General features: G+C 66.5%; 17 protein-coding genes. 7 read left to right on the forward strand and 10 right to left on the reverse strand.

The window, feature by feature from the left end; translation table 11 throughout:
• Positions 1 to 92: 92 nt before the first annotated feature.
• From Pla123a_RS22390 to Pla123a_RS22425, 8 genes are all read right to left on the reverse strand, one after another.
• Positions 93 to 2,561, reverse strand: coding sequence for a heavy metal translocating P-type ATPase (locus Pla123a_RS22390; protein ID WP_146591209.1), 2,469 nt, complete (start codon positions 2,559 to 2,561; stop codon positions 93 to 95).
• Entirely contained in the window at positions 2,561 to 3,346 is a 786-nt protein-coding gene (locus Pla123a_RS22395; RefSeq protein ID WP_146591211.1) for a sulfite exporter TauE/SafE family protein, read from the reverse strand. Before Pla123a_RS22395 ends, Pla123a_RS22390 begins: the two co-directional genes overlap by 1 nt.
• Before the next feature lie 32 nt (positions 3,347 to 3,378).
• On the reverse strand, positions 3,379 to 3,603 hold the full coding sequence (locus Pla123a_RS22400) for an archaellin/type IV pilin N-terminal domain-containing protein (protein ID WP_146591213.1): 225 nt from the start codon (positions 3,601 to 3,603) through the stop codon (positions 3,379 to 3,381).
• Complete coding sequence (gene ccoG / locus Pla123a_RS22405) at positions 3,600 to 5,024, reverse strand: cytochrome c oxidase accessory protein CcoG (RefSeq protein ID WP_146591215.1); 1,425 nt, start codon at positions 5,022 to 5,024, stop codon at positions 3,600 to 3,602. Before ccoG ends, Pla123a_RS22400 begins: the two co-directional genes overlap by 4 nt.
• A 63-nt stretch (positions 5,025 to 5,087) precedes the next feature.
• On the reverse strand, positions 5,088 to 5,681 hold the full coding sequence (locus tag Pla123a_RS22410; RefSeq protein ID WP_146591217.1) for a cbb3-type cytochrome c oxidase N-terminal domain-containing protein: 594 nt from the start codon (positions 5,679 to 5,681) through the stop codon (positions 5,088 to 5,090).
• 24 nt (positions 5,682 to 5,705) lie between these two features.
• The gene (locus Pla123a_RS22415) at positions 5,706 to 5,879 is read right to left on the reverse strand and encodes a cbb3-type cytochrome oxidase subunit 3 (RefSeq protein WP_146591219.1); all 174 of its coding nucleotides are present in this window, start codon (positions 5,877 to 5,879) and stop codon (positions 5,706 to 5,708) included.
• The gene (gene ccoN / locus Pla123a_RS22420; RefSeq protein WP_146591221.1) at positions 5,876 to 8,254 is read right to left on the reverse strand and encodes a cytochrome-c oxidase, cbb3-type subunit I; all 2,379 of its coding nucleotides are present in this window, start codon (positions 8,252 to 8,254) and stop codon (positions 5,876 to 5,878) included. The genes Pla123a_RS22415 and ccoN overlap by 4 nt, the downstream gene beginning before the upstream one ends.
• 39 nt (positions 8,255 to 8,293) lie before the next feature.
• Positions 8,294 to 8,803 (reverse strand): RrF2 family transcriptional regulator, encoded by a 510-nt coding sequence (locus tag Pla123a_RS22425; protein ID WP_146591223.1) that lies wholly within the window; start codon positions 8,801 to 8,803, stop codon positions 8,294 to 8,296.
• A gap of 492 nt (positions 8,804 to 9,295) precedes the next feature.
• On the opposite strand from Pla123a_RS22425, the gene araD reads away from it, so the two are divergent.
• The 6 genes from araD (at position 9,296) to Pla123a_RS22455 (ending at position 16,139) form a co-directional block, all read left to right on the forward strand.
• Positions 9,296 to 9,991 carry an L-ribulose-5-phosphate 4-epimerase AraD gene (gene araD, locus Pla123a_RS22430; RefSeq protein ID WP_146591225.1) on the forward strand — a complete coding sequence of 232 codons (696 nt, stop codon included), beginning with the start codon at positions 9,296 to 9,298 and terminating at the stop codon, positions 9,989 to 9,991.
• 104 nt (positions 9,992 to 10,095) lie between these two features.
• Positions 10,096 to 11,550 (forward strand): L-arabinose isomerase, encoded by a 1,455-nt coding sequence (gene araA / locus Pla123a_RS22435; RefSeq protein WP_231956597.1) that lies wholly within the window; start codon positions 10,096 to 10,098, stop codon positions 11,548 to 11,550.
• A gap of 139 nt (positions 11,551 to 11,689) precedes the next feature.
• Complete coding sequence (locus tag Pla123a_RS22440) at positions 11,690 to 12,922, forward strand: galactokinase (protein ID WP_146591229.1); 1,233 nt, start codon at positions 11,690 to 11,692, stop codon at positions 12,920 to 12,922.
• 229 nt (positions 12,923 to 13,151) lie between these two features.
• On the forward strand, positions 13,152 to 13,355 hold the full coding sequence (locus Pla123a_RS22445) for a hypothetical protein (protein ID WP_146591231.1): 204 nt from the start codon (positions 13,152 to 13,154) through the stop codon (positions 13,353 to 13,355).
• Positions 13,356 to 13,500: 145 nt separating this feature from the next.
• On the forward strand, positions 13,501 to 15,663 hold the full coding sequence (locus tag Pla123a_RS22450; RefSeq protein ID WP_146591233.1) for a Tex family protein: 2,163 nt from the start codon (positions 13,501 to 13,503) through the stop codon (positions 15,661 to 15,663).
• Positions 15,660 to 16,139, forward strand: coding sequence for a YaiI/YqxD family protein (locus tag Pla123a_RS22455; protein WP_146591235.1), 480 nt, complete (start codon positions 15,660 to 15,662; stop codon positions 16,137 to 16,139). The genes Pla123a_RS22450 and Pla123a_RS22455 overlap by 4 nt, the downstream gene beginning before the upstream one ends.
• Before the next feature lie 42 nt (positions 16,140 to 16,181).
• On the opposite strand, the gene Pla123a_RS22460 is transcribed toward Pla123a_RS22455, so the two are convergent.
• Together Pla123a_RS22460 and Pla123a_RS22465 are read right to left on the reverse strand one after the other, a co-directional pair.
• Positions 16,182 to 17,651: a hypothetical protein gene (locus Pla123a_RS22460; protein ID WP_231956598.1), complete on the reverse strand. Its 1,470-nt coding sequence runs from the start codon at positions 17,649 to 17,651 to the stop codon at positions 16,182 to 16,184.
• A 657-nt stretch (positions 17,652 to 18,308) separates the two neighbouring features.
• On the reverse strand, positions 18,309 to 19,898 hold the full coding sequence (locus tag Pla123a_RS22465) for a sugar porter family MFS transporter (RefSeq protein ID WP_146591237.1): 1,590 nt from the start codon (positions 19,896 to 19,898) through the stop codon (positions 18,309 to 18,311).
• 248 nt (positions 19,899 to 20,146) lie between these two features.
• On the opposite strand from Pla123a_RS22465, the gene Pla123a_RS22470 reads away from it, so the two are divergent.
• A complete protein-coding gene (locus tag Pla123a_RS22470; RefSeq protein ID WP_197528202.1) occupies positions 20,147 to 21,505 on the forward strand; it encodes a glycoside hydrolase family 28 protein in 1,359 nt (452 codons plus the stop codon).
• The last annotated feature ends 16 nt before the right edge of the window (positions 21,506 to 21,521 follow it).

Here is a 21,521-nt window from a genome sequence, read left to right on the forward strand (position 1 = left end):
GCAAGAACCAGTAACGAAGCGTCGCGGGGCCCGGCCCCGCGACGCTTTTTTGTGTTTGTCTTGGGACTGCGTCGCGGCAGACTCGCCGTGATCTACCACCGCCCGCCACGCAGACCGGCGGCCGCCGAGGCGAGCACGGTCGCCGAACTAATCGGCATCAAGACCGCGGCGACCAGCGGCGTGATCAATCCCGCGGCGGCCAGCGAGACCGCGACCACATTGTAGGTCAGCGAGATCGCCAGGTTCCGGCGGACCACCTGCATCGCCCGCCGCGACAGCCGCGTCAGTTCGACCAGCGGCGCGAGCCCGTCTTCAGCGAGGTAGACGTCGGCCGCGGCGAGCGAGGCCTCGACCCCGCCGTGCACCGCGACGCCCACATCGGCCGCCGCCAACGCGGCAGCGTCGTTGACGCCGTCGCCAACCATGACGGTCGGGCCCCGCTGATCGTCGCGTTGTCGCACGATCCCGAGCTTCGCTTCGGGGGTCATGATCGGGTGGGCCCGCTCGTTGGGGACGCCCACCTGTTGGGCGACGAGCTTCACCACCTCCGGCGCGTCGCCCGACAGGATGCTTGGCTCCCAGCCGAGCTCGGCGAGCTGGCGGAGCGCCTCGCCGGCATCAGGGCGGGTCTGATCGGCCAGGGCGGCAAGCCCAAGGAATTGGTCGTCGACGGCGATCAGCACCACCGTCTGCCCTAGGGCCTGGTGCTCGTAGACGGTGTCTTTCCACAGGTCGCCGATTGAAATGCCCCGCCGGCGGAAGTAGCTCGGCGCGCCGATCGAAAGCCGCTTGCCGCCGTGCTCCGCGGTGAGGCCGCCGTCGCCACGCTCTTGGATATCTGAGAGCGGCGGGCCGCCCTGCCCCTCGTCATCGGACTCGAACGCCTGCCGCAGCGCCACCCCAACCGGGTGCTGCGAGTCGTGCTCGGCGCCGGCCACGACCTCCTTGAGCCAGTCGGGGCCGATCCACTGCACCACGCTCGGCCGGCCGGCGGTGATGGTGCCGGTCTTGTCGAGCAGCAGCCGGCCGCTCGTGGCGAGCCGCTCGATCGCGCGGGCGTCCTTGACAAGCATATTGCGGCGGGCGGCGGACCCGAGCGCCATCGCCATGGTGAGCGGCGTCGCGAGGCCGAGCGCGCAAGGGCAGGCGACAATCAGCAGCGCGACCGTGTGATCCACTGCCACGGCGCCGCCCGCGTGGGCCCACCAACCGGCCAGCGTGACCAGCGACAGGCCGGCCACCACCGCCACGAACCACCCCGCGACCCGGTCGGCGAACTGCACGATCGGCGGCTTCTCCCGCACGCCCTGATCGACCAGACGCATCAGGCCGCCGACGCGGGACTCCTCGCCGGCGGCGAGCACGCGGACCCGGAGCACGCCGCCCAGGTTCTGGGCCCCGGCGAACACCTTGTCGCCGACGCCGACCGCCACCGGCCGCGACTCGCCGGTCAGCAGCGCCTGGTTGATCGAGGACTCGCCCTCTTCGACCGCCCCGTCGGCCGGGATCAGATCGCCGGAGCGGACCTCGACCAGCTCGCCGAACACCAGCGAGTCGGACGGCCGCTGCACGACCTCATCGCCCTGCACGACGCGGCAGCTCGACGGGGCGAACGAGAACATGAGGTTGACGGCCTCGTCTGCACGGCGTTGCTGCCGTGCCTGGAACCACCGGCCGACCAGCAGCAGGAAGACCAGCACCGACAGCGAATCGAAGTAGATGTCGCCCCGGTTGAGCACCGTGTTGACCAACCCGGCGGCCCCGCCGACGCTCAACGCCAGCGCGATCGGCAGGTCGAGGCTCGGCCGCCGCGTGCGGAGAGACGCCCAAGCGCCGCGGAAAAAAATGGCCCCCGGCCACGCGAGCGAGGCTAGGCCAAGGCCGGCGCTGACCCAGCGGAACAGCAGTTGAAAGTGTGCCTCGATGCCCGAGAACAAGCCCGCGTACAGCGCTAGCGCCAGCAGCATGCTGTTGGCGGCCAGCGCGCCGGCCACGCCGAGCCGCACCATCTGACGGCGTTCCTCCTGCCGGCGGACCTCCTCGGACGAAACGCCCGCCGCCGCGTGCGAGGGGTACCCCAGCCGGTCGAGCGTCTGGGCGACCTTCGACAGCGGGACGGCCGCCGGGTCCCAGGTAACGCGGACCAGCGAGGCCCGCAGGCTGAGCCGCGCCTCGGCGACTCCGGGCAGAACGTCGGGCAGGCGTTCGACCAGCCACAGGCAGGCCGCGCAGTGCACGCCCTCAAGCCGCAGGTCGGCGACCCGCCGGCCGGTCGCGGTCTCGCGGGTCTGGCTCGCCAGGAACTGCTCGCTGTCGAACGCGGCGTACCGCTCACGGGTAGCTGAGCCGCGGCGCGGCTTGGCGGCGACCGACTCGCGGAGCCGGTAGTAGCGGTCCAGGCCGTTCGCGTGGATCATGTCGTAGACCGTGCGGCAGCCGTTGCAGCAGAACTGCCGCTCGGCGGCGGGCTCGATCAGCCCCTTCGGCACCGGCAGCCCGCAGTGGTCACACGCCGTGGACGGTTGCGTCACGGTCTGCTCTTTCAAGGCGGCGACGGGCATCACTCGCCCTCATTGGTAGCCGCGGCCGCGTCCGGTCGACAGCAGGGTGGGAGTTCAGTGGGGTCCGGGACCAATTCCTCCGAGTCCTCGGCAGCCGCGGCGGCGCGCGCCAGCGAAGCCGGGTCGAGCCCGGCCCGGCCGACCAGCGTGAAGACGCCGACTCCGATCAGCGCCGCCGCCGTGATCGCCGGCATCCGGGAGCCGAGCACCCCCATCGCCGCGCGCAGGCCCATGCCGAGCGAGATCAACATCGGCAGCGTGCCGACCCAGAACACCGCCATTACGACCGCGCCCGCCAGCGGCTGGCCGGTCCCGGCGGCGGTGATAGCGAAGGCGTAGAGCCAGCCGCACGGCAGCAGCGTGGTGAGCAGCCCGATCGCCAACGCCCGCCGGACCGGGGGGAGCGTCAGCGCGACCCGCTGCCCGGCTTGCACGGTCTTCACCCACACAGCCGGCGGCTTGGTGTGCCTGAGCCGCAGCCCAGCGACGCGGGCCAGCTCGAGCAGGCCAAACAGCACCATCAGTCCACCGGCGGCGGCCATCGCCAGCGGCTGCAGGCCGGCAAGCGTCGAGGTCAGGTCGACCAGGGCTCCGGCGGCTCCTGCGGCGGCGCCGAGCAGCATATAGGTAGCCAGCCGCCCCAGGTGGTACGCCAGGTGGAGCCGGGTCTGGGGCGTGTCGCCTGAGTCGTTCACCGCGAACGCCACAAATGGCCCGCACATGCCTGCGCAGTGCAGCGAGCCGAGCAGGCTGGCAATCAGGACAGCGGTGGTGAGGGCTAACATCGAGGCTTCGGTTCTCGGCCGTTCGAGGGCCGTTAGCGTTGTGGGGCCGCAGCGGGCTGGCTGCTGGGAAGGGTTACGGTCGCGGGGCGGCCGAGCGTGGCGTCGGTGTAGGACGCGGGGGGCGCCTCGGGGGGGACCGCCAACGCGAACGTCATGGCGATCAGCATGATCGTCATGTGCCCCCCGAGCAGGGCGCAGATGATGACCGGCCAGCAGATCTGCTGCCAGAAGGTTGGTTCGTTGGGCGTGTCGTTCATTCTGGTTTCTCCGCAGGCGTCTGAGCCGCCGGGGCGACGTCGCCGATCAGCCGCAGGGTGTGGGTGCGCTGCTCGCCGGCGTCGTCCGAGATAAGCAGCGTGGTCGATAGTTCGCCGCGGCGGAACTCGCCTGGCGGGGTCAGCAGTCGGAGCGGCTCGGTCAGCCGCTCACGCGGGTCGAGCCTTAGCTCGAGCGGCCCCCCCGCGATCTCTACCGTCTCGGGCGACTGCACCTCGATGCGGTAGGTGCGGGGCTCGTGCGTGCGGTTCTCGACGATGAAGCGGAACACGTTCTCGTTGAGCCCCTCCTCGGTAGTGCGGTAGGGCCTGCCAACATTGCGGAGCGCGTCGACGTCGAACGTGCTCTTGGTGGCCAGCAGGGTCACGAACGTCAGCGCCAATAGCGAGATGACCGACGCGTAGACAATTACGCGGGGGCGGACCACCTTGGTCGGAGCCCCGTCGAGCGCCGCCTGCGAGCTGTAACGGATCAGCCCCTTCGGCAGTCCGATCTTGTCCATCACCGAGTCGCAGGCGTCGATGCACTGGGCGCAGCCGACGCACTCCAGCTGCAGCCCCTGCCGGATGTCGATGCCGGTCGGGCAGACCGCCACGCACATGTTGCACGCGACGCAGTCGCCCAGCCCGGCCGCCGCGCGGTCGCGTCCCTTGCCGCGGGGCTCGCCCCGCTTCTCGTCGTAGCCGATGATGGCCGACGAGCGGTCGAGCATCACCGACTGGAACCGCCCGTAGGGGCAGCCGATGATGCACAGCTGCTCACGCCAGTAGCAGAAATCGAACATCATCAGGCCGGTGATCGCCGCCACCAGGGCGAACGACCCCGGGTGCTTCCACGGCGTGCTGGTCCAGATCCACTCGTGGAGCTTGTCGGCGCCGATAAAGTAGGCCAGGAACGTGTTCGCCAGGTGCAGGCAGATCGCCAAGTACACCAGGTACATCACCGCCTTCCACGGCCCGGCCACCTTCATGTCGGGCGCCCCGCCCTTGCCGCTCCGGCCGGAGAAGAACCGCTCGATCGGGCGGAACACGAACTCCAGGTAGACGGTCTGCGGGCAGGCCCAGCCACACCACACGCGGCCGGCGATTGCCGTGACGAAGAAGATCGACAAGAACAGCATCACCATGAACACCGCCAGCAACACGGTGTCGGTCGGCAGGAAGGTGAAGCCGAAGAACGTGAACTCGCGGTTCGCGACATCGAGCAAGATCGCCGGCTTGCCGCCGATCTTGATGAACGGCAGCAACGCGTAGACCGCGATCAGCACGTACGCGACGATCCGGCGGCGGGCCCAGAAGACGCCCTTCGCCAGCCGTGGGTGGAGCCACCTCCGGCTGCCGTCGTGCTCGAGCGTCGAGAGCACGCGTTCTTCTGGCTCTAGCAGCGGAAGGTCTTTGGACATAATTCGGCGGTGATGCTCTTGCTCTTGTCGGCGGCGCCGGGCGTGAGTCGGCGTTTGGCGTGGTTAGCTCTCAGGCCAGGCAGGGATCTCGTTCCCCTCGGCCGGCTTGCCGCCCGGAACATTCTTGCCGCGGAGCGAGGCAACGTACGCCGCCACCAGCACCACCTCGTTCGGGTGCAGCCGGTTGCCCCAGGCGGGCATCGCGCCGGCCTTGGCGCCGTTCTGCACGACGCCGGCGATGTCCTCGATCTTCTTGACGTTGATGTACCGATTGTCCGTCAGGTTCGGGCCCGAGATGCCGCCGCCCTCCGGCCCGTGGCAGGTGATGCAGTGCGTCTTGAAGGTCACCGCCCCGACGGCGCTCCACTTCGGGTCGTCCATGTACTCCAGGAGGGTCTCCTGGGTCGGCTCCAGGGTGCCGATCTCACCGAACTGCAGCCGCAGGTTTTCGGCGTACGCGCGGTCGTACTGCGCGGCCAGCGTGTTGGCCTGGTACGGAGAGTGGAACACCAGCAGGTAGACCGGCGCCAGGGCGACGGTCGCCACGAACAGCCAGTTCCACCAGCCGGGCGTCGGGTTGTCGTATTCCTGAATGCCGTCGTACTGGTGCCCAGAGAGCTTGTCGGCTTCCGCTGCTTCGTTGGGGTTGTTGGACATATTTTTAGTAGGATCGGTTTGGGTTTATTGGTGGGGCCTGGCGTCGTGGTCCTCGAGCGGCATCTGCGACCAGTCGCGGACCTGCCGGCGTGAGCGGGTCAGGATCCAGGCCGCCACGCCGACGAACACCGCGATGAAGATCAGCATGCCCGTGACCGAGCTGAACCGCAGCAGGGTTTCTGTTGTTGACTGGTTCATCGGTTGAGCTCCTCACTCTGGGGTTTGGTCATCGCCGTCGTGGGGGGCGCGGCGTCCTCGTCGGCCACTTCCTCCACCTGCGCGGCGGGTGCATCGCTGCTAGGGGCCTCGCTGCTAGGGGCCTCCGGGGCCGCGAACAGGTCGGTGCCGAGCCGCTGCAGGTAGGCGACCAGCGCCACCACGCGTTTGTCGGACAGGTCGATCTCCTTGCCGTCCAGCGTGCGGTAGGGGCCGGCGTTCTGCTGCACGAAGTCCGCGGCGATCTGCTTCGCCTGCGTCTTTGCGTCGTCGACCGACTGGTCGCGGTCGTCGCCCTCGTACTGGTCGTACGGCACGCCAAGGGTCTGCATCGCGGCGATGCGGACCGGGATCGACTCGAAATCGATCTTCTTCTTCATCAGCCAGGGGTACTTCGGCATCACCGAGCCCTCGTTCATGCGCGCCGGGTCCTGGAAGTGCAGCACGTGCCACTGGTTGTTCTGCTTGCCGCCCTCACGCGCCAGGTCGGGGCCGATGCGCCGCGACCCCCACTGGAACGGGTGGTCGTAGACGCTCTCGCCCGGCTTGCTGAACTCGCCGTAGCGTTTGGTTTCGGCGACCATCGGGCGGATCATCTGCGAGTGGCAGTTGTAGCACCCCTCGCTGATGTAGATGTCACGGCCGGTGAGCTCCAGCGGCGTGTACGGCTTGACCGAGGCGATGGTCGGCACGTTCGAGCGGATCACGAAGGTCGGCACCAGCTCCAGCAGCGAAGCGGTGGCGACCGCCAGCGTGGTCATCACCGTGAACTTCACCGGCAGCCGCTCCCACACACGGTGCCACCAGAAGGTCGACCACACGTCTATCTTCTTGGCGTAGTCGGTGACCATCTCGAGGTCCGACTCGGGCGCGGTCTCGGGGGCGAAGTCGAGGTCGCTCAGCGCGGGCGCCTCGTGCACCTGCTCCTCGTACTCGGCCGGGCGGGCGGCCCAGGTGCGGTAGATGTTCCAGCACCCGACCAGCGTGCCGCCTAGGTAGAGCGTGCCGCCCAGCAGCCGGATGAAGTACATCGGGATGATGGCGCGGGTTGTCTGGACGAAGTCCGGGTAGGCGAGCTGGCCCGACTCGGTGACGCCCCGCCACATCAGGCCCTGGGTCAGCCCCGCGACGTACATCGAGACGACGTACAGCAGGATGCCGATCGTGGCGGTCCAGAAGTGCAGGTTGGCCAGGCCCTGGCTGTGCAGCTTGGTCTGGTACAGCCGCGGGGCGAGCCAGTAGATCATGCCGAACGCCATGAAGCCGTTCCAGCCGAGGGCGCCGGCGTGCACGTGGCCGATGCCCCAGTCGGTGTAGTGGCTGAGCGAGTTGACCGCCTTGATCGACAGCATCGGCCCCTCGAAGGTGCTCATGCCGTAGAAGGTAATCGCCACGACGAAGAACTTAAGCACCGGGTCGCCGGTCACCTTGTGCCAGGCGCCGCGGAGCGTCAGCAGGCCGTTGATCATGCCGCCCCAGCTCGGCATCCACAGCATCAGGCTGAAGACCATACCGAGCGACTGGGCCCACTCCGGCACCGCCGTGTAGTGCAGGTGGTGCGGGCCGGCCCAGATGTAGATGAACACCAGCGACCAGAAGTGCAGAATCGACAGTCGGTAGGAGAACACCGGCCGGTCGGCCGCCTTCGGCAGGAAGTAGTACATCAGCCCGAGGAACGGCGTCGTGAGGAAGAACGCCACCGCGTTGTGGCCGTACCACCACTGCATCATCGCGTCCTGCACGCCGGCGTAGATCGGGTAGCTCTTGAACAGCCCGGCGGGGACCACCAGGTTGTTGAAGATGTGCAGCACCGCCACGGTGACGATCGTGGCGATGTAGAACCACAACGCCACGTACATGTGCCGCTCACGCCGCTTGATCAGCGTCATGAAGAAGTTGACGCCAAAGAAGCCGGCCCACACCAACGCGATCGCGATGTCGATCGGCCACTCGAGCTCGGCGTACTCCTTGCTCTGCGTGATCCCGAAAGGGAGCGTCAACGCCGCGCTGACGATGATCAGCTGCCAGCCCCAGAAGTGCAGCCGGCTGAGGGTGTCGCTGAACATGCGGGCCTTGCACAGCCGCTGCGTGCTGTAGTAGATGGCCGCGAAGATGGCGTTGCCGGCGAAAGCGAAGATCACCGCGTTGGTGTGCAGCGGACGCAGCCGCCCAAAGGTGATCCACTCCAGGCCGCCGTTGAGCCACGGCATCGGCAGCTCCGCCGCGATGATCAGGCCGACCAGGAAGCCTACCACCGCCCACACCAGGGTCGCGGTGACAAACATCCGCACGATGGCGTCGTCGTAGCTGAACCGCTCGAGTCCTGGAGCGGCTTCTTCGGATTGGGGCGTCGTCATATTACCTGCGAGAAAAACGATCGGGTTGGTGGGGATTTACTACTTGGCTTCGTTGAGCGCGACGCCGTCGGGGACATCGTGGGGGGCGCCCACGGCGGTCCCGTTGGCGGACGTTTCGTCCGCCTCTTGCTGGCCGCACCGCAGGGGCTTGCCGTCCGGCCCAAACGCCAGATCTTGAATCGTGGTTTCAGTAAACCGACGCTGCATGGATTCCTGCACTTCGTCGAGCAGCTTGTGGAGTGGACACAGCGCCTTAGAGGCGCCGGCGCCGTGTGACGGGCACGAGTCAAACCGACGCACCGGGTCGACGCAGTTCACCACTTCGATAACCGTCAGCGATTCCGGATCGCGCTGAAGCTTGTACCCACCACGCACCCCCCGCTGAGCAGAAACAATATCTGCACGCGTTAGGGGCTGCAACACCTTCGGCAGGTAACTCAGCGGCACGTTCGTGCACCCAGCGATACTCTGGGTCGTCTGGGCGGTGTTGTGCTGCGCGAGGCACGTTACCGCTCGCAGGGCGTATTCGGCGGTTTGGGAAACTGGCATCGGAGGAACTCTTTCAGCTTGGGCATGCGCGACGAAGGATAACTAAACATCCGACTCTGGATGTCCGTTATCGCGGGGGGTAGGCAATCAGTGTGCCACTCGCCGCTCTCCCGCTGAGGTGGCCGTGCTGCCAGATAAGGTCGGGGGCGACATTTCGTCATCTTGGCCCGACGCAGCAGCGTGCCGGCGGTCTCCGAGAAGAGTCGCAGAGAAAAAAGTCGTGCGACCGAATGTCGCGTCGCACCTCCCAGCCATTCGCTCCGCGACACCGGAATCGCCCACCGGGGCCGTGACAGTTCCGCACGCCCGTCACATCACAAAACCGAACTCCCAGAAATGTAAAATTCCTAAAAAAAGGCGACAAAAACGGTTCAAAAAATGGCCGACTGGAACGAGACTATAGGGAGGTCGACGCGTCCCACCGGCTAGAGCCTCACATTACGGCCAGACGCAATTGCGCCCAAGCGGCTTCTGCACCCTTCTTTTCCCCGCATGAACACAACTCAACTCAAGCAGGCGGTCTGCCAGGCGAACCTCGATCTCGTCGCGCACGGCCTCGTGACGCTGACCTGGGGGAATGTGAGCGGTCTCAGCGACGACCGCCAGGTATTCGCCATCAAGCCGAGCGGTGTGCCCTACGCCGACCTCCGCCCCGAGCACTGCGTGCTGGTGAGCGTCGAGACCGGCCAGGTCGTTGAAGGCGACCTCAAGCCCTCCTCCGACACCGCCACGCACCGACTGCTCTACCAGGCGTTTGCCGGCGTCGGCGGGGTAACCCACACCCACAGCGCCAAGGCGACCGCCTTCGCGCAGGCCCGCCGCGAGATCCCCTGCTACGGCACGACCCACGCCGACCACTTCTTCGGCTCGATCCCGGTGACACGTCCCCTCACCGAGGAAGAAATCAACGCCGATTACGAGGGCAACACCGGGCACGTCATTATCGAGCGGTTTTCCGGCATCGACCCGGTGGCGATGCCGGGCGTGCTGGTTGGCAGCCACGCCCCTTTTGCCTGGGGCAAGGACGCCGCGCAGTCGGTCAAGAACGCCGTGGCGCTCGAGGCAGTAGCGGCCATGGCGATCGACACCCTCGCGCTCAACCCGGGCACGCCGCCCGTTGACGACTTCCTCCTCCAGAAGCACTATTCTCGCAAGCACGGCCCCAACGCCTACTACGGACAGAAGTAGGCGGGTCGACGCCTCGCGACCTCACCCACGCCGCAGCGAGCGGCCCGAAACACCTTTTTCCTCTTTTTAAGAACGCCCCTACTCTCATGTCGGCACTTCCTAGCGTGAACGAATCCGAAGTCTGGTTCATCACCGGCAGCCAGCACCTCTACGGTCCCGAGACCCTCGAGCAGGTTGCCGTCCACTCGCGCGCAGTCGCCGCTGGGCTCGACCAGAGTGACGCGGTCCCCACGCGGGTCGTGTTCAAGTCGGTTGTGACCACCGCCGAAGAGATCCGCCGCGTGATCCTCGAGGCCAACGCCTCGGACAAGTGTGTCGGCCTGGTGGCGTGGATGCACACCTTCTCGCCCGCCAAGATGTGGATCCCGGGGCTGAAGCTGCTGCAGAAACCGCTGTGCCACTTGCACACGCAGTTCCACCGCGAGATCCCCTGGGGGTCCATCGACATGGACTTCATGAACCTGAACCAGTCCGCCCACGGCGGCCGCGAGTTCGGGTTCATCTGCACGCGGCTCGGCGTGCGGCGGAAGGTGGTCGCCGGCCACTGGCAGAACGACGACGTGCAGCAGTCGGTCGGCGCGTGGACCCGCGCCGCGGCCGCCAGGCACGACCTGCGGACCGCCCGCTTCGCCCGCATCGGCGACAACATGCGTGACGTGGCGGTGACCGAGGGCGACAAGGTCGCGGCCGAAGAGGTGCTCGGCTTCTCGGTCAACGGCTTCGGCGTCGGCGACCTGGTCGAGCACATCAGCGCGGCCTCGGACGCCGACATCGACCGCCTGTGCAACGAGTACGACGAATCGTACGAGATGGCCGACGAGCTCCGCTCTGACGGCGGCCGCCGCGACTCGCTCCGCGAGGCCGCCCGGATCGAGCTGGGCCTCCGCGCCTTCCTGACCGAGGGCGCCTTTGTCGGCTTCACCGACACGTTTGAGAACCTGACCGGCATGCGGCAGCTGCCCGGAATCCCGTCGCAGCGGCTGATGGCCGACGGCTACGGCTTCGGCGGCGAGGGCGACTGGAAGGCCTCGGCGATGGTGCGTGCGGCCAAGGTGATGGCGGCCGGCCTGCCGGGCGGCACGTCGTTCATGGAAGACTACACCTACCACCTGCCCGCCGGCGGCGAGCAGTTGGTGCTCGGCTCGCACATGCTGGAGATCTGCCCCTCGATCGCCGACGGCCGTCCCCGCTGCGAGATCCACCCGCTCGGCATCGGCGGCAAGGAGGACCCCGTGCGGCTGGTCTTCAACGTCCCGGCCGGCCCGGCGGTCAACGCCACGCTGATCGACATGGGCGACCGCTTCCGCATGGTCCTCAACGAGGTCGAGTGCCTTGACCCGCCGGAGTCGCTCCCGAAGCTGCCGGTCGCCCGCGCCCTGTGGAAGCCGCTGCCGGACCTCAAGACCGCCGCGGCGGCCTGGATCTACGCCGGCGGGTCGCACCACCCGGTGTTCTCCCAGGCGATCACGACCGAGCACTTCGAGGACCTGGCCGAGATGATCGGGATTGAGCTGCTGGTGATCGACGCCGACAGCAAGCTGCGGGATTTCCGCTGCTGAGCCGCGGGGCTCACCGGCGGCCGCCGCGCGGGTTGACTCGCCGCGGCCGGGCTAGCGACAATGTAGGGCTACCTATTGCATCCTCGCGCCGGCAGTGCCTACGGCTCCGGCGCGTCGCCCTTAGCCCTGTCGTGTCGCCATGCCCGAGTCGATCCCCGCCGAAGTCCGCGAGCAGCTTGCGTCGCTCGCTAAAGAAAGCCAGCTGGACGTGCTTGGGGGCCGGGTGCGGCGTTCGTCGTCGCGGTTCTGCCTAGGGGTCGAGCACGGCGACTACAACGGCACCGAGCTGTTCGGCGTCGGCACCGACCGCTTCATCTGGCTTGCCTACAAGCCCAACGACTCCGGCCGCGTGCGGCTCAAGAGCGCCAACTTCCCCGAGGACGGTCTGATCGACTTCCCGGTCGACCAGCCGCCTGCCCCCGGCGAAGCGCCCGACTCCTGGGCCCGCTTCCCGTACGGGGTCAGCTACATCCTGGGCCGCGAGGGGCACAAGCTCACCGGCGGGTTCGACGCCGTGCTGTACGGCAACATCCCCGGCGGCGGCATGTCCCGCTCGGCGTCGCTCGCCCTGAACCTGATCGAGACCTTCCTCGAGTGCTCCGGCATCGAGGGCGTTACCGGCATGCCGGTGGTCGAGCTCGCCAAGGCGGTCGAGAACGACTACATCGGCTCCCCCTGTGGCAACCTCGATCAGATCATGATCTACTTCGCCAAGGCCGGCATGGGGACGCACTACAAGCCGTCGGACGGCTCGATCGACCACGTGCCGCTGCCGGAGACCGCCGAGGAGTTCCGACTGGTGAGCCTCGACACGGGCACCGTCCGGCCCGGACTGGAAAAGTCGACGTACAAGATCCGCGCCCAGGAGTGCGCCGAGATGGCCACGTTGTGCCGCGAGCGGTTCGGCATCCAGACCCTCGGCGACGTTAAGACCGAGGAGCAGTACCAGGCCATCCGCGACGCCTTTAACGACGCCAAGCCCAACCTCGTCAAGCGGCTCAAGTACATCTACGAGGCCCAGCAGCGGTTCGACACGATGCTCGACGCCTGGCGGCGGGGCGACCTGACGACCGTCGGGCAGGTGTTCCGCCAGGACGGCTACGGCCTGCGTGACGACTACGAGATCTCCGGACCCGAGCTCGAGGCAATGTGCGAGATCGCCCGCACGGTGCCCGGAGTGCTGGGCGAGCGGATGCTGGGCGGCGGCGACAAGGGGGCTTCGGGCGCGATCGTCAAACCCGGTGCGGTCGACGCCCTCCGCGCGGCGGTAAACGAGCAGTACCCCGAGCGCTGCCCCGAGTTCGCCGGCAAGCAGAACGTCCACTCCTGCAGCGTGGTCGACGGTCTGACGCTGTGCGAAGGACTTGACTAATCCTCCCCGCCGGAAAACTCGCTCTTCGGCGTCACCCCCGCTGGAGGGGCGCCGCACACGCCGTACTTGCAAGCCGCTGGCCGTTGGCTGCTGATTCCTGAAATTCGCCAGGTTCCCCTTGGCGTACCCGATTCACTCGACGACAATAAGGGCACAGGCGCCTACTCGTTGACGAGATTGCATCGGAGTTATTCTGATGGCAAGGTGTCCTTCGTGCGGGTCGAGTTCGATGACCCGCAGCCAGACGCAAGACCGCCGCGTCTATCGATTCTTCTTCGCCGCAAAGGCTCGATGCAATCACTGCTTCGACGTCTTCCTGGCCCCCTGCTGGTCGGTCAAGGAAGAGGTCCGTCGCATCCGCTTCCGCCCGCAGCTGGTCAACGACCTGAGCGGCAGCCAGAAGCGGTCGATCTTCCGCTCGGACGTGGTCTAGCGCGTCGTCCTCCGGACCCACTTGGGCTCACCTGACTTTGTCGAGGAGAAGATTTCCGCTCGCAGGTCAGGGCGCATTCGCTAGAACCAGCGCGAGCTGCACTCGAGACCTACCATTCCGGAGCGATACCGACTAGAAAACTGCGATGCCCTCTGACCCCGCATCGCCCGAAACAGTCCAGGAAATTGCCGCCGAGTTGAGCCTGCCCCCCGCCCAAGTACGGGCGGCGGTGGAGCTGCTGGACTCCGGCAACACCATCCCATTCATCGCGCGTTACCGCAAGGAAGCGACCCAGGGTCTGGACGAGATAGCGCTCCGGGCGATCGAGGACGCACTCGATCGCGTCAAGACGCTTAGCGCCCGAAAATCGACTGTGCTGAAGTCGATCACCGAGCAGGGGCTGATGACGGACGAGCTGCGCTGCAAGATCCAAGGCTGCGGCGATCTGCGTGCGCTCGAATCCCTCTACCTGCCCTACAAGCCAAAGCGACGCACCCGGGCGACCGCCGCCCGCGAGCAGGGCTTGCAGCCGCTGGCGGACCTGTTGATCAAACAAGAACCGCTTTCGCAGTCGAAGCAGGCCACGCTTCGCCCCTACGTCGACGCCACTCGCGGCGTGCCCGACACGCAGACGGCGCTGCAGGGGGCGCTGGACATCATTGCCGAACAATGGGCGGACGATCCCGAGAACCGCACCTGGCTGACCGAGCAGGCGAAGTCGTTCGGGTTGATCACGTCCAAGGTGAAACGAGGTAAGAAGGAAGAAGCCGAGAAGTTCGAGCTGTACCACGACCATCGCGAGCCGGTCCGACGGGTTCCGTCCCACCGGCTGCTTGCCATGATGCGAGGCGCCGCGGACGGTGTCCTACGCGTGGGTGTAGAGCTGGAGGGGACTCGGGAGATTGGCGAGCTCCGCCGCCGGCTCGTCCGCAATCGGCAGTTCGAGTTCCACGACGAGCTCATCGGGACGGTGGACGATTGCTACCAGCGGCTGCTGCTGCCCGCCGCCGAGTCCGCCGTGCTGCAAACCGCCAAAGAGCAAGCCGACACCGAGGCCATCGACGTGTTCGGCAAGAACCTGCGCGAGCTGCTGATGGCCGCCCCGGCGGGCCCGCGGGTCACGCTCGGCATCGACCCCGGCTTTCGCACCGGGTGCAAGGTCGCCGTGGTCGACGGCACCGGCAAGTTTCTCGCAACCACCACCATCTTCCCGACGCCTCCGCGGAGCGACACGGCCGCCGCGGGCAAGAGCCTGCTCGCGTTGATCGAAGAACACGGCGTGGAACTGATCGCGATCGGCAACGGAACCGCCTCACGCGAGACCGACGCCTTCGCCGCCGACCTGATCAAGGAGCAGGGACTCGAGATTACTCGGGTAATGGTGAGCGAGGCGGGCGCCTCGATCTACTCGGCCAGCGAGCTGGCTGCCCGCGAGTTCCCCGACCTGGATGTCACGGTCCGCGGAGCGATTAGCATCGCACGGCGACTGCAGGACCCGCTCGCAGAGCTCGTCAAGTCGGACCCCAAGTCGATCGGCGTGGGGCAGTACCAGCATGACGTCAACCAACCGCAGCTCCGCAAGTGCCTCGATCGGGTGGTCGAGTCGTGCGTGAACCATGTCGGCGTCGACCTCAACACGGCGAGCGTGCCGCTGCTCTCGCACGTGGCCGGAATCGGACCCAAGCTGGCGGAGAACATCGTCGACTACCGCAATTGCAATGGCCGATTCACCGACCGCAGGCAGCTAACTTCCGTCGCGAAGCTCGGCCGAAAGGCGTTCGAACAGGCGGCAGGGTTCCTCCGCATCCGCGGCGGCGATCAGCCGTTGGACAACTCGGCCGTGCACCCCGAGAGCTACGAGTTGGTGAACCGGATGGCGAGCGATTTGCAGACCACGGCCAAGGCGCTCGTTGGCAACGCGACCCTCAGCGAGAAGCTGCGTCCGGAAGACTATGTGGATGAACGGTTTGGCATTCCTACGATCGTTGACATTATCTCCGAGCTCGGCAAGCCGGGGCGGGACCCACGCAGCGAGTTCCGCGCGGTCAAGTTCAATGACAGCATCAACAGCATGGCCGACCTCAAGCCCAACATGGTGCTGGAGGGGGTGATCACCAACGTGACGCACTTTGGCGCCTTTACCGACATCGGGGTGCACCAGGACGGGCTCATCCACGTCTCGCAACTGGCCAACGAGTACGTCAGTGACCCTAACGCGGTCGTCGCCGTTGGCGACGTCGTCAAGGTTAAGGTGCTTGAGGTGGATGTCGCCCGGAAGCGGATTTCTCTAACCCGCAAGTTCTCATGACGGACGCTCCGAGCAATCCGCCCCATATCTGGGTCGACGCCGACGCCTGCCCCGGCGCCATCAAGGAGATCCTCTTCCGCACGGCCCGCCGGCTCAAGCTGAAGCTAACCCTGGTCGCGAATCAGACGATGCGGGTCCCCCCTTCGGCGCTGTTCCAGCTGATCACCGTGCCCGACGGCGCCGACATTGCCGACGATCGGATCGTCGAACTGCTGTCGCCCGGCGATGTCGTGATCACGGCCGATGTCCCGCTGGCAGCCCGCGTCGTGGAGAAGGGGGCGGTAGCGATCGGGGTTCGCGGCGAGCTGTTTGACGACAACACGGTGCACGGCAGGCTAGCGTCGCGCGACTTGATGGAGCAGTTCCGCTCGGCGGGCGTCGACACCCGAGGGCCGAAGCCGCTCTCGCAGAAAGACATCCAAGCGTTCGCCAACCTGCTGGACCGAACGCTGACGCGCCGCCTCAACAAGAAGTGAGAACGCGCATCCGCCCCGGCGGCCAGCACGGCGCCCATGCGGTTACGGCGAGAGGAACCCCTCGCGTTCCGCGGCGATAATCTGCTCGTACTCTTTCAGCCGCTCCGGCTTGTTCAGGCGGCGGAGGTTCTCGGCCAGGATGACGTTGTCGGCCACCCGGAGGAACCGCTCGTACTGCACTCGTGTCTGCTGGGCGTCGGGCCGCGTCTGCAGCTCTTGCGTCTGCTGCAGGTGCCGCTCGTACTGAGGGTGGTTCTGCACGGCGTCGACAAACTCCTGCTGGCGTGTGGTGAGGAGCTCGATGCTCACCGGATTCAGGGTGTTGGCAAGTTCCGGCCAGCGTTCCAACAGGTCCGCGACGATCTTGCTCTTGGCGGCGGAGGGGCGCCGGCCGCGCCGGCGGCGGCGGTTGCTGCGGGCTTCCCGCCTAGCGTCGGCCAAGCGGCCCTCGCCTTCCAGCTCCAGCTTCTCCGACAGACCGGTGAGGAGGGCCCGCTGCACCGGCGAGGCGTGCTCTAGCACCACGCTGTACGGGGGTTCGTCTTGCAGCAAGTCGTTCGACCCGTCCCCGAACTCGCTCTGCTCGCTGAGGAACTCGCCAGAGGTCTTGATCGGCAGGTCGATCGTGTCGGCGCTAAGGATCGTGTAGGCGTGCGCCTCTTCGAGCGAGACGCGACCGTCGCGGTCGTAGTCGGGCGGCTCGATCGCCTCACCGAAGCGGTCTCTCCCCGCTACCGCGGCCCAGAAGTAGGTGCTGTACTCCACGTAGTCGCCCTCGTCGACGCTGGGCGTGCAGCCCGCCGCGGGGCGGTCGTGAACCGTGGCGTAGAAGCCAACCCGCCCCTGAGGCGACAACCCGTTGGATGGATCCCCTCCGCGGTACATCAGGTGAGAAAAACCACCCGTGTAGCACTGCACCATCACCATCACAACATCGACCCGCGGATCGAGGCGATCCAGCAGCCGGACGAACTGAGTCATCCGCAGGGCTGAGTTGCCCCACATCGCGATGGAAGTGTCGTACGCCCTACCCCGATCTCGGCTGCGGTGTCCGTGAGCGGTGACGTAGATGAACAGCTTGTCCCCCTCGGTCATCTGCGGCCCAAACTCGGCAAACCAGGCGTTGACATTCGCAGGCGTTGACGCGTTGCGGACGTTGGGCACCTGGTGGTTTCGGTACCCCAGGCCGAGGTCACGGGTGCTGCCGAAGAGCTCGGCCATTAGCCGGTTTGCCAGCGGGACTTGGCTGGGGTCGTGGACCTGGAGGTCCTTAGCCGAGCCGTGGCCGTCGGCAAAGAAGATGTCGTGTCGCTCGACGCCGCCCCCCTGCCCCGCCAGGACGCGTTGGAAGAAGAGCACGTTCTTCTCGAGCGAGGCCTGATTCCCTTCTGGGGCGTAGCCGCCGCCAATCGTGAGCACGAAGTTGCGTGCGTCGGCGAGCCGACAACCGAACAAGATGACCACCAACGCGGCAACCCTTGCCGTGCGGGGGAACAATAGGTGCAGCGTCATCAGGGTGAGCTGGGCTGAGCGGACGGGGAAGCGACCGAGGACGACGGGAGGACGCGACGAGGGGGGAAGCGACGAATGGACGAAGCGACGGCGATTCACCGAGGCGACAAAGCTTGCAGATAGAACCCCGCGACCGGCAATTGGCCTCGTGGACAAAGCCAATTTGCCTCGAAAAGACGCGGCTCTCAGCTCGCCTATCGCCCGCTCGCGGAACGAAGCCCGCGGTTGGAGCCCCCCTTAAGCGTGCCGGTGCGGCCTTGCCGCCTGATGCCTGGGCCCCAAACCCTTGGCGGATCAGAAATCTCCCAGAGTCCCGATTTCTTCGTGGAAAAGGGGCGCCCCGCGCGGTCCAATGGGGTGTTTGAGTCGATGAACCGCGGCTTCCGCCGGCGGGAGTGACAGCGCCGCGAGAATCGGCGGAATGCAAAACGGCCCTGAGTGCTCACCGCGAGCCGGCGGTGACTTTTGTCCCTCTGCTGTGCAAGAAGGGACAAGAGTCGCCTCTCGTCGCCCGCGTGAAACACCGTAACCCTTTCCTAGGAAAGCGGTTAACGCCAACTTGGATCGCCAGAGCGGCGGACTTTTGTCCCTATCATTGCGTAGCGCAAAACGGGACAAAACTCGCCGAGGCGAAAGTTGACGTGGCTGCGGCTTGGTTTAGCCCCGCCGCGAGGCGAACTGCTGCTGGATTTCCTCGAGCGGCACGCCCTTGGTTTCTGGCATGAGGGTCATCGCCCAGACGATCTGCAGCACCATCATCACAGCAAAGAACGCAAAGATGTACCCGGGCGCAAACGCGGCGGCGGCGACCGGGAAGGCCATGGTTACCAACGCGGCGAACACCCAGTGCGTGCCGGAGCCGACCGAGTTGCCGATCGCGCGGTGCTCGTTCGGGAAGATCTCTGAGATGAACACCCAGATCACGGCGCCCTGCCCTACCGCGTGCGAGGCAATGAAGGCAAAAATCCCTAGCAGCACCAGCCGCCCACCAGAACCGGCGGCCGCCGACGCCTGCTCGGCGAGCCGCTCGGCCGACGCCGCGAGGCCGATCGGGTTGTCGACGCCCGGCAGCCCGGCCGGGCCGGGGGCGTAGCGGGGGTTGCCGGTCGCGTCGGCGAGCTTGGTGCGGGCGGCGGTAGCGTCGTCGAGGACGTCCGGTTCGTCGGCCAAATCATCGACGAGGCGCTCGAAGGCCGGCTTCGACTCCAGGGCGACCGCTGCGACCTCGAACGAGGCGGCGTTGGCAAAGAACACCGCCGAGATCAGCGACAGCGAGGCAATGTAGCCAACCGAGCCAATCAATATCAGTCTCTTGCGGCCGAGGTGGTCGATCAGCCACAACCCGACCAGCGTGAACAACAGGTTGACCAGGCCGATGCCGGTAGACTGGATCATCGCCGCCTGCTCGCCCAGGCCGGTCATCCCCAAGATCCGCGGCGCAAAGTAGAGAATGGCGTTGATTCCAGAGAGCTGATTGAAAAACGCGATGGCGAACGCCAGCAGCATCGGCGTCAGCAGCCAGCCGGGCGCCTTCTGCGCCCCCGACTCCTCGGCCCTGGCGGCGGACGAGATCTCGGCAATCGCCGCCTCGATCTCCTCGGTTCCAGACTGGGGGTGGATCTCCGACAGGACGCGACGGGCCCCGTCGGTGTTGCCGCGGAAGCTGATCAGCCAGCGGGGGCTCTCCGGGATGCCAAACGTGAGCAGCGTGTAGATCAGTGCGGGGAGCGCCTCGATGCCGAGCATCCAACGCCAGGCGTTCTCGGAGAGGTTGGAACCAAGCAGGTAGTTGCTGAGGAAGGCGATCAGGATGCCGAACACGATATTGAATTGGAACATGCCGGTCAGCCGGCCGCGCCAGGCAGGCGGGGCGATCTCCGCGATGTAAAGCGGCGCCGCCACGGTCGAGATGCCGACGCCTACACCGCCGATGAACCGTGCAATCATGAACGAGTAGGGGCCGGTCGCCAGACCAGACCAGACCGCCGACACCAGGTACAGGACGCCGATCGAGCAGAGCGTCGCCTTGCGTCCTATGCGGTCGGTTGGCAGGCTGCCGGTCAGGGCGCCGAGCACGGTGCCCCACAGCGCCGCGCTGGTCGCGAGGCCGTGCATCACGTCGCTCATTGACCACAGCGACTGGATCGTCTGCTCGGCCCCCGAGATGACCACCGTGTCGAATCCGAACAGGAAACCGCCGAGCGCCGCAACTACCGCACTCCAGGCCAACCGCTTTGATGGAACCATCCGTCTACGCCTTCGATAAGCAATCGAGAAGAAACAGGGCCTAGTACGCGACCGTCATTGCGCAGGGATGACAGCGGTGCTCGACAACCAATCAGCGGAACAGTGTAGCAAGAATGCGAACGACGTGCTCCCATTACCGCAGCAGCCGCGTTGATCATTGCAATTGAAACCTTCCGGCTCATCTTGGACCTCGCCGAAGTGCTAGAATTCAGGCCTCGTCCAACTCGTCTCGCACACTCGAAAATAGCGTGAACAAGCAAATGCTCATCCGCCGACTACGCACGTCCTCCTGGCTGCTCGCCACTCTGCCGCTCGTCGCCCTCTCAGCCGCGACCTGTTCTGCCGACTCGCCGTGGGACCGCGCCGCGGAGCTGCTCCAGCAGATCCAGGCCCCCGAATTTCCCGACCGCACGTTCAACATCACTGACCACGCCGCCAAGACAGGCGGCGACAGCCGCGCCGCCATCCAGGAGGCAATCCAGGCGTGCCACGACGCCGGCGGCGGCCGGGTCGTCGTGCCGACCGGTGAGTGGCGTGTCGACGGGCCGCTGCACCTGCTGTCGAACGTTGACCTGCACCTAGAGCGCGGCGCGACCCTGCGGTTCAGCAACGACCCCAACGACTACCTGCCGCTGGTGCTGACCCGCTTCGAGGGGACCGAGCTGATGAACTTCTCGCCGCCGATCTACGCCTTCGAGCAGGAGAACATCGCCCTCACCGGCGAGGGCGTCATCGACGGCCAGGCGGACGACGACAGCTGGTGGGAGTGGAAGGGCAACGGCACCAAGGACGGCAACGACCTAATCGAGATGGCCGACCAGGGGGTTCCGGTCGCCGAGCGGCGGTTCGGCAAGGGGCGGAAGATGCGGGTCAATTTCGTGCAGCCCTACCGCTGCAAGCACGTGCTGATCGAGGGGATCACCGTCAACCGCTCGCCGATGTGGTGCCTGAACCCGGTGCTCTGCGAGGACGTGGTGGTCCGCGGCGTGCGGGTCGAGAGCCACGGCCCCAACAACGACGGCTGCAACCCCGAGTCGTGCAACCGGGTGCTGATCGAGGAGTGCTTCTTCAACACCGGCGACGACTGCATCGCCATCAAGTCGGGCCGCAACGCCGACGGCCGACGGCTGGCGACCCCCAGCCAGAACATCATCGTCCGCAACTGCACGATGCGGGACGGCCACGGCGGCGTGGTGCTCGGTAGCGAGATGTCCGGCGGGATCGAGAACGTGTATGTCGAGCACTGCCAGATGGACAGCCCCAACCTAGAGCGGGCGATCCGGCTCAAGTCGAACTCCCGCCGCGGCGGCTACCTCCGCAACCTCTACGTCCGCGACATCGAGGTCGGCGAGGTCTCCGATGCGGTGCTGCGGATCAACCTCCGCTATTTCAACGAGGAGGGCGAGTTCTTCCCCCAGGTCAGCGACGTGCTGCTCGAGCGGGTAACCAGCAAGAAGAGCAAGCACCCGCTCTACCTGATGGGGCTGCCGGAGAGCCCGATCCAGGGAGTCGTGCTGCGGGACTGCGACTTCCGCGGCGCCGCCAAGGCGAGCCTCGTCCAGGACGTCGCTGAGGTTAAACTGGAACGTGTCAACATCGGTGAGTAATAGCCGCCGCGAGCGT

It is taken from the genome of Posidoniimonas polymericola, from assembly GCF_007859935.1.
Lineage (GTDB): Bacteria > Planctomycetota > Planctomycetia > Pirellulales > Lacipirellulaceae > Posidoniimonas > Posidoniimonas polymericola.